Source organism: Streptomyces sp. NPDC042201, from assembly GCF_055582185.1.
Window position 1 is genome coordinate 26,725 of sequence record NZ_JBVJDS010000009.1, and the last position, 14,113, is coordinate 40,837.

A 14,113-nucleotide genomic window follows, 5' to 3' on the forward strand; every position below is an offset into this window, starting at 1 on the left:
CAGGACCACGATGCCCCCGCCCCCCGATCCCACCCGGCCGCCCCGCCGCAGCCTGGGCCGCGGCCCGGGAGCGTCGCCGCCCGCGACCGCGGGCCACGCGCCACCGGCGACGGCCGCCACGCCGGCTCCCGCGCCGGCTCCCGAGCCGCCTCCTGCCGCGCCGGAAGCGGCTGCGCCGGTGGCTGTGCCCACGGCTGTGCCCGCGGTGGTGACCGCGCCGGTGGAAGAGGTGCCCGCGGCCGTCCCGGACGTGGCACCCGGCTCTCCGGCCGATGGCGACGCGACGGACGCGACGGAGGGGCCTGACGCGGGTGACGGGCGCTTCACCGTGCGGCTCGCGAATTTCGAGGGGCCGTTCGATCTGCTGCTGCAGCTCATCTCGAAGCACAAGATGGATGTGACCGAGGTCGCGCTCTCCAAGGTCACCGATGAGTTCATGGTGCATATCCGGGGCATGGGCCCGGACTGGGACCTCGACCAGACCACCGAGTTCCTGGTGGTCGCGGCGACCCTGCTGGATCTGAAGGCCGCCCGGCTGCTGCCCACCGCCGAGGTGGAGGACGAGGCGGATCTCGCGCTGCTCGAAGCACGGGACCTGCTCTTCGCGCGGCTCCTGCAGTACCGCGCGTACAAACACGTCGCGGAGATCTTCAGCGAGCGCCTGGACAGGGAGGCGCGGCGCTATCCCCGCACGGTCGGCCTCGAACCCCATCACGCCGAGCTGCTCCCCGAGGTCGTGATCCGTATCGGGCCCGAGGGTTTCGCGCGGCTCGCGGTGAAGGCGATGCAGCCGAAGCCGAAGCCGCAGGTGTACGTCGATCACATCCACGCGCCGCTCGTGTCCGTACGGGAACAGGCGGGGATCGTCGTCGCGCTGCTGCGGGAGCGCGGGGAGGCCAGCTTCCAGGCGCTCACCGCGGACGCCGCCGACTCCCTCACGGTCGTGGCGCGCTTCCTGGCGCTGCTGGAGCTCTACCGGGAGCGGGCCGTCGCCCTGGACCAGGAGGAGGCCCTCGGCACCCTGATGGTCCGCTGGACGGGCGGGGACGGCGACGCGGAGCCGGCCGTGACCGACGAATTCGACCGCGAGCCCGGCCCGACCGACGAGACGACCGACGATACGGCCGACGAGACGGCCGATGAGCCGAGCGAGGAGAACGCGTGAGCGGCGAGCAGCGGAGTACGCGCACGAGTGCGAGCGCGAGCACCAGTACGAGGACGGTCGCGGAGCTGGACCTCAAGCCGGCTCTCGAAGCGGTCCTCATGGTCGTCGACGAGCCCGCCACCGAGGAGCATCTCGCCAAGGTCCTCGACCGCCCCCGGCGGGCCGTCGCGGAGGCGCTGCGCGAGCTGGCCGACGAGTACACCGTCCAGCGCCGCGGCTTCGAGCTGCGGCTGATCGCCGGCGGCTGGCGGTTCTACACGCGGCCCGAGTACGCCGAGGCCGTCGAGGGCTTCGTGCTCGACGGCCAGCATGCCCGGCTGACCCAGGCCGCGCTGGAGACCCTCGCGGTCGTCGCGTACCGCCAGCCGGTGAGCCGTTCCCGGGTCTCCGCGGTACGCGGAGTGAACTGTGACGGCGTCATGCGCACCCTCCTCCAGCGCGGGCTGGTGGAGGAGGCGGGCGCGGAACCCGAAACAGGTGCGATCCTGTACAGGACGACGAACTACTTTCTGGAGCGGATGGGCCTGCGCGGCCTGGACGAGCTTCCGGAGCTCGCGCCCTTCCTCCCCGAGGCGGACGCGATCGAGGCCGAGACCCTCGAAGGCGTTCCGTCGTTCGATCCGGACGCACCGGACACCGACGCAGACGACAAGACGGACATTTAATGCGAAGCGGCAACAGGAACAGCGGAAGCGGCAACAGGAACAGCGGAGGCGGGAGCGGCGGCGGTAACCGGGACAGCCGGGGCGCCGGTGGTAACCGGGACGGCCGGGGCGGCAGCGGTAGCCGGGACAGCCGGGGCGGCAGCGGCAATCGGGACAGCCGGGGCGCCGGCGGCAACCGGGACGCCCGGGACAGCCGGGACACCCGGGGCGCCGGCGCCGGGCGTGACGAGCAGCCGAAGCGGCCGTCCCGTCCCCGTCCCGAGGAGCGCCGTTACGATGTCGGCCGCTCAGGCCCCACCGGTGGTTCCGGTGCCTCCGGTGCGCCCGGTGGCACCCGCCGTTCCGCCGGCTCCGGCGATTCCTCCGGCGAGGGCGCGCGCCAGGGCGGCGCCCGCGGCGCGGCGGCCCGTGGCGGTGCCAAGGGCGGTCCCAAGTCCTCGCAGAGCGGTGGCGGCCCGCGCCGCGGCGGCCAGTCCCGTCCCCGCGAGCTCGACGCCAAGATCGAGCAGCGCAACCGCGACCGGTACGCAGAGCGGCCCTCGGTCGTGACCCCCAGGACCAACCCCGGCGCCGAGCAGGAAGGTGAGCGGCTGCAGAAGGTCCTCGCCCGCGCCGGCATGGGCTCGCGCCGCGCCTGCGAGGAGCTGATCGAGCAGTCCCGCGTCGAGGTCAACGGCGAGATCGTCCTTGAGCAGGGCATGCGCGTCGACACGGACAAGGACGAGATCAAGGTCGACGGACTGACCGTCGCCACGCAGTCGCATCTCTTCTTCGCGCTGAACAAGCCCGCCGGTGTCGTCTCCACGATGGAGGACCCGGACGGCCGCCAGTCCCTCGGTGACTACGTCACCAACCGCGAGACCCGGCTCTTCCATGTCGGCCGGCTCGACACGGAGACCGAGGGCATCATCCTGCTCACCAACCACGGCGAGCTGGCCCACCGCCTCACGCACCCCAAGTACGGCGTCAAGAAGATCTACCTGGCCGCGATCCAGGGCCCGCTGCCGCGCGATCTGGGCAAGCGGCTCAAGGACGGCATCCAGCTGGAGGACGGCTACGCCAAGGCCGACCACTTCCGGGTCGTGGAGAACACCGGCAAGAACTACCTGGTCGAGGTCACCCTCCACGAGGGCCGCAAGCACATCGTCCGCCGCATGCTCGCCGAGGCCGGTTTCCCGGTCGACCGGCTGGTCCGGACGTCGTTCGGCCCGATCCCGCTGGGCGACCAGAAGTCCGGCTGGCTGCGCCGCCTCACCAACACCGAGGTCGGCATGCTGATGAAGGAAGTGGGGCTGTAACCCGCCCCTGAGTACGCCCCTGTTGCCGCTGGTGCCCCTGGCGCCGGCGGTACGGAAGAAAAGCCCGCGCCCTCACGGCCGCGGGTTTTTTCGCTTGTCGGGCAGGTCCGTTCACCTTTATAGTCAGTGTGACCATTAAGGAGGCGGGCGTGAGTCTCGCGGACATTCTCGATCCCTTGCAGCGGCCGTTGCTGACCGTCCTGGACACCCCGGTCAGCTGGACCGAGGTCCTCGGTTTCGGCAGTGGCGCGCTCTGTGTGTGGCTCGTGGCCCGCCAGCACCTCGCCAACTGGCCGATCGGCATCGCCAACAACGTCTTCTTCATCCTGCTGTTCACCCAGGCCGGCCTGTACGCCGACGCGGGGCTGCAGGTCGTCTTCATCACCCTCGCCGCGTACGGCTGGTGGACCTGGACCCACGGGGGTGGCCCGGGCTCGTCCCTGCCGGTGCGGCGCACGACCCGCACCGAGTGGGGCTGGCTGCTCGCGGCGGGGGTGGTGGGGACACTCGCGCTCACCGTCCTCCTCGGCCGCGCCACCGACTCGACCGTGCCCTTCTGGGACGCGCTCACCACCGCGCTCTCCCTGATGGCGACGTACGGCCAGTGCCGCAAGCGGCTGGAGTCGTGGTGGCTGTGGATCGCGGCGGACGTCGTGTACATCCCGCTCTACGCGTACAAGGACCTCTACCTGACCTCCCTGCTCTACGCCGGCTTCCTGGCCCTCTGCCTGGCCGGGCTGCGCAACTGGACCCGGGACCTGGCCGGAGCCCGGCGGACGGTGGAGGCGACGGCCGTATGACCGGCTACGAACACGGTCTTGTGCTCGGCAAGTTCTATCCGCCGCACGCCGGCCACCACCATCTCGTACGGACCGCGCGGGGCCGCTGCGAGCGGCTGACCGTGCTGGTCTGCGCCTCCTCCGTGGAGTCCGTGCCGCTGGCCGACCGCGTCCGCTGGATGCGTGAAGTCCACCCGGACGTCAGGGTGGTGGGGGCCGTCGACGACGTCGTCATGGACCTGAACGACCCCGCCGTCTGGGACGCGCACATGGCGGTCTTCCGCGGCGCCGTGCCCGAGCGCGTGGACGCCGTCTTCAGCTCGGAGTCGTACGGAGCGGAGCTGGGGCGGCGGTTCGGCGCCGCGTCCGTGTGCGTCGACCCGGACCGTACGGTCTTCCCGGTCTCCGGCACGGCCGTGCGCAAGGACCCGGTCGGCTGCTGGGACTTCCTGGCGCCGCCCGTACGCGCGGCGCTCACCCGGCGCGTCGTGGTGCTCGGCGCCGAGTCCACCGGCACCACGACGCTCGCGCGGGCGCTCGCCGGCCACTACCGGCGGCGCGGCGGGACCTGGGCGCGGACCGGGTACGTCCCTGAGTACGGGCGGGAGTTCAGCGAACTCAAACTGGCCGCCCTGCGCGTCGACCACCCGCGGGCGCAGTGGGAGGACGTCGAATTCACCACGGCGGACTTCCCGCGGATCGCCGAGCGGCAGAACGCACTGGAGGACGCGGCGGCCGGGGCCGGCTCACCCGTCCTGTTCTGCGACACCGACTCCTTCGCCACCACCGTCTGGCACGAACGGTATGTGGGCGGACGCAACCCGCGCGTCGAGGAGATCGCCGATCTGATTCCCCATCAGCTGTGGCTGCTCACCGACCACGAAGGCGTCGCCTTCGAGGACGACGGGCTGCGGGACGGCGAGGAGCTGCGGCCCTGGATGACCGGCCGGTTCCGCGCCGAACTCACCCGCACCGGGCGCGAGTTCCTCGTCGTGAGCGGACCGCACGAGGAGCGGCTCGCCACCGCCGTCGCCGCCGTGGACGCCCTGCTCGGCCGGGGATGGGACTTCGCCCCGCCCCTTCCGGAGCGACGGTGAACGCCCCGCGGTCGCGCGCTCCGGAGGGCTACGACCCGTCCGCCTTCGAGCCGTTCGCGGTCACCGTCGACCTCGCCGTCTTCACGGTCAGGGAGGGCCGGCTGCACGTCCTGCTCGTCGAGCGCGGACAGGACCCCTACCGGGGCGACTGGGCGCTGCCGGGCGGCTTCGTACTGCCGAAGGAGTCCGCCGGACAGGCCGCCCGCCGTGAACTCGCCGAGGAGACCGGCCTGTCGGAACGGACCGCCACCGCGCTCCATCTGGAACAGCTGCGGACCTACAGCGACCCGGACCGCGACCCCAGGATGCGGGTCGTGTCCGTGGCGTACACCGCGCTCGTACCGGATCTGCCGGAGCCGCGCGGCGGCGGGGACGCGGCCGGCGCCCGGTGGATGGAGTTCGGCGCCTGCGGCCCGCTCGCCTTCGACCACGACCACATCCTCGCCGACGCCTACGACCGCGTCGGCGCCAAGCTCGAATACACCTGTCTCGCCACGGCCTTCTGCCCGGCCGAGTTCACGCTCGGGGAGCTGCGGCAGGTGTACGAGACCGTCTGGGGCGTCGTGCTCGACAGTCCCAACTTCCGGCGCAAGGTCCTCACCACGCCAGGGTTCGTCCAGGCGGTGGAGGGACCGCGCCGCAGGACGGGCGGCCGTGGAAAACCGGCCGCCCTGTACCGCGCGGGCGCCGCCACCACACTGCATCCACCTCTTCTGCGACCGGAAGGACGGACCGCATGATCACCGCACGGGCCATCACCAAGCAAGCCGCCACGGGCTCGCTGATCGGGCTCGCACTCGGCGACGCCCTGGGCTTCCCGACCGAGTTCAACGATGTGCCGTCGATCCTCGCGAAGTGCGGTCCGTGGCGGGAGATGGCCCTGCCGGATCCCGCGTTCGTCACGGACGACACGCAGATGACCCTCGCGTTCGCGCGGGGCATCCGGACCGCGATGGACCGGGGGGTGCTGGGCCCGCTGCGTCTCGAGCGGCCGGTGCGCGACGAGTTCGTCGACTGGTACCACTCCCCGGACAACAACCGCGCCCCCGGCAACACCTGCCTGACCGCCTGCCGGCTCCTCGACAGCGACCGGCCCTGGCAGCAGGCGAGCCAGACCGGGTCCAAGGGCTGCGGCGCCAATATGCGGGTCGCGCCGATCGGGCTGGTCCCGGGCCTGAGCGACGAACAGCGGGCGGGCGCCGCGCAGTTGCAGGCGGCGCTCACCCACGGTCATCCGACGGCGCTGGCCGCCTCCGATCTCACGGCGCGGGCGGTGTACCTGCTGGCGCAGGGCGGCGAGCCGCTGGGGCTGGCGGGCCAGCTGCGTTCGTACGCGTACGAGAACCGGGACCGCTACTACCACCGCTGGCTCGGCGACCTCTGGACGCACGCCGGCGACCCCACGCCCGAGGCCTTCATCGCGCGCGGCTGGGACGAGTGCCTGGGCGCCCTCGAACGCCTCCAGCACGCCCTGCGCACGCCGTCACCGGAGACCGACCCCTGCCTGGCGACCGGGGACGGCTGGGTCGCCGAGGAGGCGCTCGCCACCGGCCTGCTCTGCTTCCTGCTCTTCCCCGCCGAGCCGGTGACCGCCCTGCGCCGGGCCGCCTGCACCAAGGGCGACTCGGACTCCATCGCCTCCCTGGCGGGCGCCTTCGCCGGCGCGCACCTGGGCGCGCGGGCCTGGCCCAAGGAGTGGGCCGAGCGGATCGAGTACCGGAGCGACCTGCTGTCGCTGGCGGCCCTCTGGGACGCTTGACCCATGCGTACGGAAGAACAGAGCCGCGAACGACGCCTCCACGAGGCCGGGCTGCCGGTCACCGACCTCGGCCCGGTCCTCGCGGAGGAGACCGACCCCCTGCTGTTCGCCACGGTCTCCGGGGCGCATCTGTACGGATTCCCGTCCCGGGACTCGGACGTCGATCTGCGGGGTGCCCATCTGCTGCCGGTCGCCGCGCTGATCGGGCTGCGTGAGCCGGACGAGACGCGGTCGCGGATGTGGGACCGGGACGGCGTGGAGATGGATCTCGTCACCCACGACCTGCGAAAGTTCGTCGGGCTCATGCTGCGGCGCAACGGCTATGTGCTGGAGCAGCTGCTCTCGCCGCTGGTCGTGCACACGACCGAAGCGCACCAGGAACTGGTGGCGCTCGCGCCCGGCGTGCTGACCTCCCATCACGCGCACCACTACCTGGGATTCGCCCGCACACAGTGGCGGCTGTTCGAGTCGACCGGCGAGCTCAAGCCACTGCTCTACACCTTCCGCGCCCTCCTCACAGGCATCCATCTGATGCGAAGCGGCGAGGTGCGGGCCCATCTGCCCACCCTGCTGGAGGAGGTGGCAGCGCCGCACTATCTGCCGGAGCTGATCGCGGCAAAGGCCGACGCCGAACACGCGCCGGCCGTGGGAGTGGAGCGGGACCGGCTGGACACGGACATGACGGCGCTGCGCACGGCCCTGGACGAGGCGCGGCCGATCTCACCGCTACCGGACACCCCCGCCCCCGTCGTCCACGAGGCACTCCACGACCTGGTCGTCCGGGTCCGCTTGGAGCGCTGAGGCTCGGCGGGTGCGGATGAGGAAGTCCTCGACTCGGGCGTGGTCGGGCTCGGGTGGGAGGGGGGAGTGGAGGGTCGCCGCGTCGGCCTCCGCGGTGAGGCGGGTCATCCGCCGTTCGACCTCGGGCCAGGGGACCTCGCCCCGCTTGACCGCCAGCAGTGGCTCCCGGTCGGTACCGACGTCGATGACCAGCCGGCCCGTACGCAGCAGATCCCGGCAGGAGACGAGCAGTCGCAGCAGATGCATGGCGTGCTTCCAGCGCGGGGCGCCGTACTGCCGGACATCCGCCTCCAGCTTCTTGCGCTGGCCGTCGGCGTAGCGGACGAAGGTCTGATGGGCCTGGCGGGACAGGAACGCGTCGCGCAGCGCGAGCAGTTCACGGCCGGTGTCGTCGATGTGCTCGACGAGCGGGGAGTGCAGACACTCCAGCACATTGGGGTTGGTGCGCAGAGCGAGAGCGCAGAAGCGCTCCAGCTCCCACGAGAACTGCTCGGCCGCCGGCCCCTCGACATGGGCCGGCGGCTTCTCGAAACCCCAGTACAGCGAGGTCGGGGCGAGGAAGACCCCGCGGAGGTCGGTGTCGCTGTCGTCCGTCGCGAGACCGAAGGCGCGGGAGCCCATCACACAGGAGTAGACGGTGTGGTCGCGGACAAGGGCTTCGGACGGCGTCATGGGCGAGAGGGTACGGGAGGGTACGGGAGGGCCCGCCGGCCCCTCGTGGCCGGCGGATCACGGGGGCCGGGCACGGGATCACGCGCGCACGGTCACCGGGTCACGCGAGGAAGATCCTGTCCCCGGACACGGTGATCTCCCGGGCCGGGAGGGGGCGCGGGGCCGGACCGGCCACGACGGCGGCGTCCATGACGCTGAATCTGGCGCCGTGGCAGGGACAGTCGATGGTGCCCTCCTCGACGTTCGCCACCGTGCAGCCCACATGGGTGCAGATGGCGGAGAAGGCCATGAACTCCCCTTCCGTCGGCTGGGTCACCACGACCTTCCGGTCGGCGAAGATCTTGCCGCCGCCGACCGGGATGTCCGAGGTCCTGGCGAGCGGGGCCGATGACTGAGCCGGTGACTGGGCCGGTGACCCGGCCGACGGCGGGGTGGTCTTCACGGCCGGCGACCCGGCCGGCGGGCCCGACGGCTGCGGGGGCCTGCGGCCACTGTTCCCGCTTCCGTCCCCGCTGCCGTCGCCGTTACCGCCGCAGCCGGGGACGAGCGCGACGGCGCCCGCCGCGAGTACCGTGCGCCGCACCGTACCGCCATCCATGAGTGTCTCCCTCTGTCGTGACCTCGTATCCGCCGGTTATCACCAGCATCCTGGCGCTCCGTGCCCCGGAGACAGCGGAGTCCCCGCGCGAGGTCCTTCGAATGGCCGCACGAAGGGGGGACGGCGGCCCTTGGCCCCTCGCCGTCTCGGAGAGCGGTCGCGGACGCTGGGTTCCCCGTGGCTGACTACGCTGAAGCGAGCACTCGACCATGGAGGAGAACGTCGTGGCGGTACGAGCGGTTCGCGGGGCCGTCCAGCTGGAGCGGGACGAGTCCGGGCACATGGACGACCAGGTCAGGCAGCTCCTGACCACGATCCTGGAGCGCAACGAGCTCACCGCGGACGATCTGATCAGTATCTGGTTCACGGCCACGCCCGATCTGCACAGCGACTTCCCGGCCGCGGCGGCCCGCGGCCTCGGTATCGTCGACGTGCCGCTGATCTGCGCCCAGGAACTGGACATCGCCGGCGCCCTGCCGCGCGTCGTCCGGATCCTCGCCCATATCGAGTCCGACCTCCCCAAGTCCGAGATCGCGCACGTCTACCTCGGCGCCGCGGCCGCCCTCCGCAAGGACATCGCCCAGTGAGAAGCGCCCTGGTCATCGGAACGGGCCTGATCGGCACCTCGGCCGCGCTGGCCCTGGCCGGCCGCGGGGTCACCGTCCATCTCACCGACCACGACCCCTCCCGGGCCCTCACCGCCGCGGCGCTCGGCGCGGGGACGGACGAGGCGCCCGAGGGGCGCGTCGACCTCGCGATCATCGCCGTACCGCCCGCGCACACCGCCGGCACGCTCGCCGCGGCGATGCGGGACGGCGTGGCCCGCGGCTATCTGGACGTGGCGAGCGTCAAGGGCGGCCCCCGGCGTGAGCTGGAGGCGCTCGGCCTCGATCTGACCGCGTACATCGGCACGCACCCGATGGCGGGCAAGGAGCTCTCGGGGCCGCTGGCCGCCACCGCCGACCTCTTCGAGGGACGCCCCTGGGTGCTGACCCCGACCCGGGACACCGACACCGAGGTACTGAACCTGGCCCTGGAGCTGGCCGCGCTGTGCCGCGCCGTGCCGGTGGTCATGGACGCCGACGCGCACGACCGGGCGGTCGCCCTGGTCTCGCACACCCCCCAGCTGATCTCGTCGATGGTCGCGGCGCGGCTGGAGGAGGCGGACGAGACCGCCGTACGCCTCTGCGGCCAGGGCATCCGTGATGTCACCCGGATCGCGGCCTCCGACCCCCGGATGTGGGTCGAGATCCTCACCGCGAACCCCGGTCCTGTCGCCGATGTGCTGGCGGGCGTGGCGGCGGACCTCGGCGAGACGGTCGAGGCGCTGCGCGCGCTCCAGTCCTCCGACGAGGACAAGCGGCGCGGCGGCGCGGCCGGCATCGAGGACGTCCTGCGGCGCGGCAACGCGGGCCGGGTGCGGGTGCCGGGCAAGCACGGCGCGGCCCCGGCGGTGTACGAGATCGTGGCGGTGCTGATCAGCGACCGGCCGGGCGAGCTGGCCCGTATCTTCGCGGACGCCGGCCGGGCCGGGGTCAATGTGGAGGACGTGCGGATCGAGCACGCGACCGGACAGCAGGCGGGCCTGGTCCAGGTGATGGTGGAGCCGGCGGCGGCCCCGGTGCTCGCCGCGGCCCTGCGGGAACGCGGCTGGTCGGTCCGGCAGTAGATCACACGGGGGCCACCCGGGGGCGCGGGGCGCGATGTGCGCCGGGAAGCGTCCCGCCGAACGGGTGCATTCGAGGCCCTGAGTACTCGGTAACCTTGTGCGGGGGCGTATGGACGTCCCCTCGCATTCATCCCGTGTACCAGGAAAGGTGTCCGCCCCCGTGGAAAACGGAGCAACCGCCGCCCGGACGGCCTCGGCCGCTGTGATCGTCGCCATCGACGGGCCCTCCGGCACGGGCAAGTCGAGCACCTCCAAGGCCGTGGCCGCCCAGCTCGGGCTGAGCTACCTGGACACCGGCGCGCAGTACCGGGCGATGACCTGGTGGATGCTCAGCAACGGCGTCGACGTGCGGGATCCCGCCGCTGTCGCGACCGCCGCGGGCAAGCCCGTCCTGGTCTCCGGCACCGATCCGGCCGCTCCCACGATCACCGTCGACGGGGTGGACGCCGCGGGCCCCATCCGTACCCAGGAGGTCACCTCCGAGGTGAGCGCGGTCAGCGCCGTGCCCGAGGTGCGGACCGTCATCACCGAGCTGCAGCGGTCCATCGCCGCGGCCGCCGGGAAGGGGATCGTGGTCGAGGGCCGCGACATCGGTACGACGGTCCTGCCGGACGCGGACGTCAAGATCTTCCTCACCGCTTCGCCGGAGGCGCGCGCCGCCCGCCGCAGCGGGGAGCTGAAGGGCAAGGGGGCGACGGATGTCGTCGCCACCAGGGAAGCGCTGATCAAGCGGGACACGGCCGACTCCAGCCGTAAGACGTCCCCGCTCGCGAAGGCCGAGGACGCGGTCGAGGTGGACACAACGGACCTCACGCTCCAGCAGGTCATCGAGTGCATCGTTACCCTGGTCGGGGAGAAGCGGGACGCCACGTGAGCGCACCGTCCGGGAGGGGCGCGGCGATCGGGCGCGGCATCGGTATCGGACTGATGTACGGGCTCTGGAAGCCGCGGGTGCTCGGCGCCTGGCGGGTTCCGGCGAGTGGCCCCGCCATACTTGCCGTCAACCACGCGCACAACATCGACGGCCCGATGCTGATGGGCACCGCGCCCCGCCCGGTGCACTTCCTGATCAAGAAGGAAGCCTTCATCGGTCCGCTCGACCCGTTCCTGCGGGGCATCGGACAGCTGAAGGTGGACCGTGAGGTCGCCGACCGCGGCGCGATCAGCGACGCGCTCGGTGTGCTCAGGGACGGCGGGGTGCTGGGGATCTTCCCCGAGGGCACCCGGGGTGAGGGCGATTTCGCCTCATTGCGCGCCGGGCTCGCATACTTCGCTGTACGGAGCGGGGCGCCGATCGTCCCGGTGGCCGTCCTGGGAAGCACCGAGAGCCATGGACGGTTGATACCCGCGCTGCCCGCGCTGTGCAGCCGCGTGGACGTCGTCTTCGGCGACGCCTTCGAGGCGGGTGACGGCAGCGGGCGGCGCACCCGCAAGGCGCTGGACGGCGCCACCGTGCGGATCCAGGAGCGGCTGACCGCCCACCTGGAGAACGCCAGGCGCCTCACCGGGCGCCAGGCCAAGCGCTCGTAAGGCGCTGGGCAGGACTTGAGTAGTGCGCCGCGTGCCGCGGCGCACCGATCACGATGAACGAGGTACGGACTTCATGAACGACCAGATCGACTCCGGCGACGAGCACGGGGAGCTTGGCGATGCCGAGTACGCGGAGTTCATGGAGCTTGCCGCGCAGGAGGGCTTCGAAGCCGAGGACGTGGAGGGCGCGATCGGTGAGGCCGGTCACGGCCCGCTGCCCGTCCTCGCCGTCGTCGGCCGCCCGAATGTCGGTAAATCGACCCTCGTGAACCGCATCATCGGCCGTCGCGAGGCGGTCGTCGAGGACAAGCCGGGCGTCACCCGCGACCGGGTGACCTACGAGGCCGAGTGGGCGGGACGCCGCTTCAAGGTCGTCGACACCGGCGGCTGGGAGCAGGACGTCCTGGGCATCGACGCCTCCGTCGCCGCCCAGGCCGAGTACGCGATCGAGGCCTCCGACGCGGTGGTCTTCGTCGTGGACTCCACGGTCGGCGCGACCGACACCGACGAGGCCGTGGTCAAGCTGCTGCGCAAGGCGGGCAAGCCCGTCGTGCTCTGTGCCAACAAGGTGGACGGACAGAGCGGGGAGGCGGACGCGACCGCGCTCTGGTCGCTCGGCCTCGGCGAGCCGCACCCGGTCTCCTCCCTGCACGGCCGCGGCACCGGCGACATGCTGGACGCGGTGCTCGAAGCCCTGCCGGAGGCCCCGGCGCAGACCTTCGGCACCGCGGTCGGCGGGCCCCGCCGTATCGCGCTCATCGGGCGCCCGAACGTCGGCAAGTCGTCCCTGCTGAACCGGGTCGCCGGCCAGGAGCGCGTCGTCGTCAACGAGGTCGCGGGCACCACCCGTGACCCGGTCGACGAGCTGATCGAGCTCGGCGGCACGGTGTGGAAGTTCATTGACACCGCGGGCATCCGCCGCCGGGTCCACCTCCAGGAGGGCGCGGACTACTACGCGTCGCTGCGTACGGCGGCCGCCGTGGAGAAGGCCGAGGTCGCGGTCGTACTGATCGACACGAGCGAGTCCATCAGCGTCCAGGACCAGCGGATCATCACGATGGCCGTCGAGGCGGGCCGCGCCCTGGTCATCGCGTACAACAAGTGGGACACCCTCGACGAGGAGCGCCGTTACTACCTGGAGCGCGAGATCGAGACGGAGCTGGCGCAGATCGCCTGGGCGCCGCGGGTGAACGTCTCGGCGCGCACCGGCCGCCACATGGAGAAGCTGGTCCCGGCGATCGAGACGGCGCTGGCGGGCTGGGAGACCCGGGTTCCGACCGGCAGGCTCAACGCGTTCCTCGGAGAGCTGGTCGCCGCGCACCCGCACCCGATCCGGGGTGGCAAGCAGCCCCGGATTCTGTTCGGTACGCAGGCGGGGACGAAGCCGCCGCGCTTCGTGCTCTTCGCCTCCGGCTTCATCGAGCACGGATACCGGCGCTTCGTCGAGCGCCGGCTGCGCGAGGAGTTCGGCTTCGTGGGCACTCCGATCCATATCTCCGTGCGCGTGCGGGAGAAGCGCGGCCGCAAGAAGTGACCCGGTAGCGGGGACACGCGAGAAGCCGGAAGCCGTGGGGCCCGGCGCGGATGATTCCGCGCCGGGCCCCACGGCTTCCGGCTGTCAGGGGCTGCCAGGACCCCGAGGAGCCCGGGGCGCCGCTCAGGCGCCGCGGCGTGGGCCCGGCGGAAGGGCCGCCGGGGGGAGGGCCGCCGGAGTGTGCCGCCCGGTGTGCTGCCGGGGATCCCGCTGCCAGGAGCCTGCGTACGACGTGTGACCGAGCGCGCCGTGGCCGCCGGCGTGGGCCGCGTGCAGCCCGGTGCCGAAGGCCGTGAAGCCGAGGTTCTCCTCATTGCTCCGGTCGCCGGGCAGCGCCCTGAAGGACCGGCGGAACTCGGAGTAGAGCGCGTCGTAGATCGGCGTCGTCGAGTACCCGTCCGCTACGTCCCGCGCGGGGCGCATGGAGGAGATCTGGCGCTGGTACTGGTGGCGGGAGGGGTCGTATGAGTGCACATACGTGCCAACGACCCCGTCGTCCGTCGGATGCGGGCTGTCCCCGGAATTCGCTGCTGACGTGGGGCGGGA

At 72.2% G+C, this 14,113-nt stretch carries 16 protein-coding genes; 13 read left to right on the plus strand and 3 right to left on the minus strand.

The features are described from left to right. The first annotated feature begins 10 nt into the window (after positions 1-10). The 8 genes from ACZ6MZ_RS22120 (at position 11) to ACZ6MZ_RS22155 (ending at position 7,564) form a co-directional block, all read left to right on the plus strand. Entirely contained in the window at positions 11-1,165 is a 1,155-nt protein-coding gene (locus tag ACZ6MZ_RS22120) for a segregation and condensation protein A (RefSeq protein ID WP_469353779.1), read from the plus strand. A 98-nt stretch (positions 1,166-1,263) separates the two neighbouring features. Then, positions 1,264-1,830, plus strand: coding sequence for an SMC-Scp complex subunit ScpB (scpB, locus tag ACZ6MZ_RS22125; protein ID WP_469354074.1), 567 nt, complete (start codon positions 1,264-1,266; stop codon positions 1,828-1,830). Beyond that, positions 1,830-3,128 (plus strand): pseudouridine synthase, encoded by a 1,299-nt coding sequence (locus tag ACZ6MZ_RS22130; protein ID WP_469353781.1) that lies wholly within the window; start codon positions 1,830-1,832, stop codon positions 3,126-3,128. Before scpB ends, ACZ6MZ_RS22130 begins: the two co-directional genes overlap by 1 nt. 149 nt (positions 3,129-3,277) lie before the next feature. Continuing rightward, positions 3,278-3,928, plus strand: a complete 651-nt coding sequence (gene pnuC, locus ACZ6MZ_RS22135) for a nicotinamide riboside transporter PnuC (protein ID WP_389791872.1) — start codon at positions 3,278-3,280, stop codon at positions 3,926-3,928. Next, a complete protein-coding gene (locus ACZ6MZ_RS22140) occupies positions 3,925-5,004 on the plus strand; it encodes an AAA family ATPase (protein WP_469353783.1) in 1,080 nt (359 codons plus the stop codon). Before pnuC ends, ACZ6MZ_RS22140 begins: the two co-directional genes overlap by 4 nt. Beyond that, the gene (locus ACZ6MZ_RS22145) at positions 4,968-5,744 is read left to right on the plus strand and encodes an NUDIX hydrolase (protein ID WP_469353785.1); all 777 of its coding nucleotides are present in this window, start codon (positions 4,968-4,970) and stop codon (positions 5,742-5,744) included. Before ACZ6MZ_RS22140 ends, ACZ6MZ_RS22145 begins: the two co-directional genes overlap by 37 nt. Continuing rightward, on the plus strand, positions 5,741-6,763 hold the full coding sequence (locus ACZ6MZ_RS22150) for an ADP-ribosylglycohydrolase family protein (RefSeq protein ID WP_384337383.1): 1,023 nt from the start codon (positions 5,741-5,743) through the stop codon (positions 6,761-6,763). The genes ACZ6MZ_RS22145 and ACZ6MZ_RS22150 overlap by 4 nt, the downstream gene beginning before the upstream one ends. Before the next feature lie 3 nt (positions 6,764-6,766). After that, positions 6,767-7,564, plus strand: coding sequence for a nucleotidyltransferase domain-containing protein (locus tag ACZ6MZ_RS22155; RefSeq protein ID WP_469353787.1), 798 nt, complete (start codon positions 6,767-6,769; stop codon positions 7,562-7,564). Here the strand turns inward: ACZ6MZ_RS22155 and ACZ6MZ_RS22160 are convergent. Next, positions 7,490-8,236, minus strand: a complete 747-nt coding sequence (locus ACZ6MZ_RS22160; protein ID WP_469353789.1) for a nucleotidyltransferase domain-containing protein — start codon at positions 8,234-8,236, stop codon at positions 7,490-7,492. The genes ACZ6MZ_RS22155 and ACZ6MZ_RS22160 overlap by 75 nt on opposite strands. Before the next feature lie 100 nt (positions 8,237-8,336). Then, positions 8,337-8,834: a QcrA and Rieske domain-containing protein gene (locus ACZ6MZ_RS22165; RefSeq protein ID WP_469353791.1), complete on the minus strand. Its 498-nt coding sequence runs from the start codon at positions 8,832-8,834 to the stop codon at positions 8,337-8,339. Between the two features lie 224 nt (positions 8,835-9,058). On the opposite strand from ACZ6MZ_RS22165, the gene aroH reads away from it, so the two are divergent. The 5 genes from aroH to der all read left to right on the plus strand — a co-directional run bounded on the left by aroH (position 9,059) and on the right by der (position 13,567). Next, complete coding sequence (aroH, locus tag ACZ6MZ_RS22170; protein ID WP_384191417.1) at positions 9,059-9,421, plus strand: chorismate mutase; 363 nt, start codon at positions 9,059-9,061, stop codon at positions 9,419-9,421. Next, positions 9,418-10,503 carry a prephenate dehydrogenase gene (locus ACZ6MZ_RS22175; RefSeq protein ID WP_384191400.1) on the plus strand — a complete coding sequence of 362 codons (1,086 nt, stop codon included), beginning with the start codon at positions 9,418-9,420 and terminating at the stop codon, positions 10,501-10,503. Before aroH ends, ACZ6MZ_RS22175 begins: the two co-directional genes overlap by 4 nt. 160 nt (positions 10,504-10,663) lie before the next feature. Further along, positions 10,664-11,377 carry a (d)CMP kinase gene (cmk, locus tag ACZ6MZ_RS22180; protein ID WP_469353793.1) on the plus strand — a complete coding sequence of 238 codons (714 nt, stop codon included), beginning with the start codon at positions 10,664-10,666 and terminating at the stop codon, positions 11,375-11,377. A gap of 53 nt (positions 11,378-11,430) precedes the next feature. Continuing rightward, positions 11,431-12,033 carry a lysophospholipid acyltransferase family protein gene (locus tag ACZ6MZ_RS22185; protein ID WP_469354075.1) on the plus strand — a complete coding sequence of 201 codons (603 nt, stop codon included), beginning with the start codon at positions 11,431-11,433 and terminating at the stop codon, positions 12,031-12,033. 73 nt (positions 12,034-12,106) lie between these two features. Continuing rightward, complete coding sequence (gene der / locus ACZ6MZ_RS22190; protein ID WP_384193952.1) at positions 12,107-13,567, plus strand: ribosome biogenesis GTPase Der; 1,461 nt, start codon at positions 12,107-12,109, stop codon at positions 13,565-13,567. A 123-nt stretch (positions 13,568-13,690) separates the two neighbouring features. Here the strand turns inward: der and ACZ6MZ_RS22195 are convergent, their stop codons facing one another. Then, entirely contained in the window at positions 13,691-14,041 is a 351-nt protein-coding gene (locus tag ACZ6MZ_RS22195; protein WP_469353795.1) for a hypothetical protein, read from the minus strand. Positions 14,042-14,113: the final 72 nt, after the last annotated feature.

What these genes read in the sequence shown, in the direction of transcription:
- ACZ6MZ_RS22120 (WP_469353779.1), top strand. Translation starts at nt 11, where the DNA reads ATGCCCCCGCCCCCCGATCCCACCCGGCCGCCCCGCCGCAGCCTGGGC.
- scpB (WP_469354074.1), top strand. Translation starts at nt 1,264, where the DNA reads ATGGTCGTCGACGAGCCCGCCACCGAGGAGCATCTCGCCAAGGTCCTC.
- ACZ6MZ_RS22130 (WP_469353781.1), top strand. Translation starts at nt 1,830, where the DNA reads ATGCGAAGCGGCAACAGGAACAGCGGAAGCGGCAACAGGAACAGCGGA.
- ACZ6MZ_RS22140 (WP_469353783.1), top strand. Translation starts at nt 3,925, where the DNA reads ATGACCGGCTACGAACACGGTCTTGTGCTCGGCAAGTTCTATCCGCCG.
- ACZ6MZ_RS22145 (WP_469353785.1), top strand. Translation starts at nt 4,968, where the DNA reads ATGGGACTTCGCCCCGCCCCTTCCGGAGCGACGGTGAACGCCCCGCGG.
- ACZ6MZ_RS22150 (WP_384337383.1), top strand. Translation starts at nt 5,741, where the DNA reads ATGATCACCGCACGGGCCATCACCAAGCAAGCCGCCACGGGCTCGCTG.
- ACZ6MZ_RS22155 (WP_469353787.1), top strand. Translation starts at nt 6,767, where the DNA reads ATGCGTACGGAAGAACAGAGCCGCGAACGACGCCTCCACGAGGCCGGG.
- ACZ6MZ_RS22160 (WP_469353789.1), bottom strand. Translation starts at nt 8,236, where the DNA reads ATGACGCCGTCCGAAGCCCTTGTCCGCGACCACACCGTCTACTCCTGT.
- ACZ6MZ_RS22165 (WP_469353791.1), bottom strand. Translation starts at nt 8,834, where the DNA reads ATGGATGGCGGTACGGTGCGGCGCACGGTACTCGCGGCGGGCGCCGTC.
- ACZ6MZ_RS22185 (WP_469354075.1), top strand. Translation starts at nt 11,431, where the DNA reads ATGTACGGGCTCTGGAAGCCGCGGGTGCTCGGCGCCTGGCGGGTTCCG.
- der (WP_384193952.1), top strand. Translation starts at nt 12,107, where the DNA reads ATGAACGACCAGATCGACTCCGGCGACGAGCACGGGGAGCTTGGCGAT.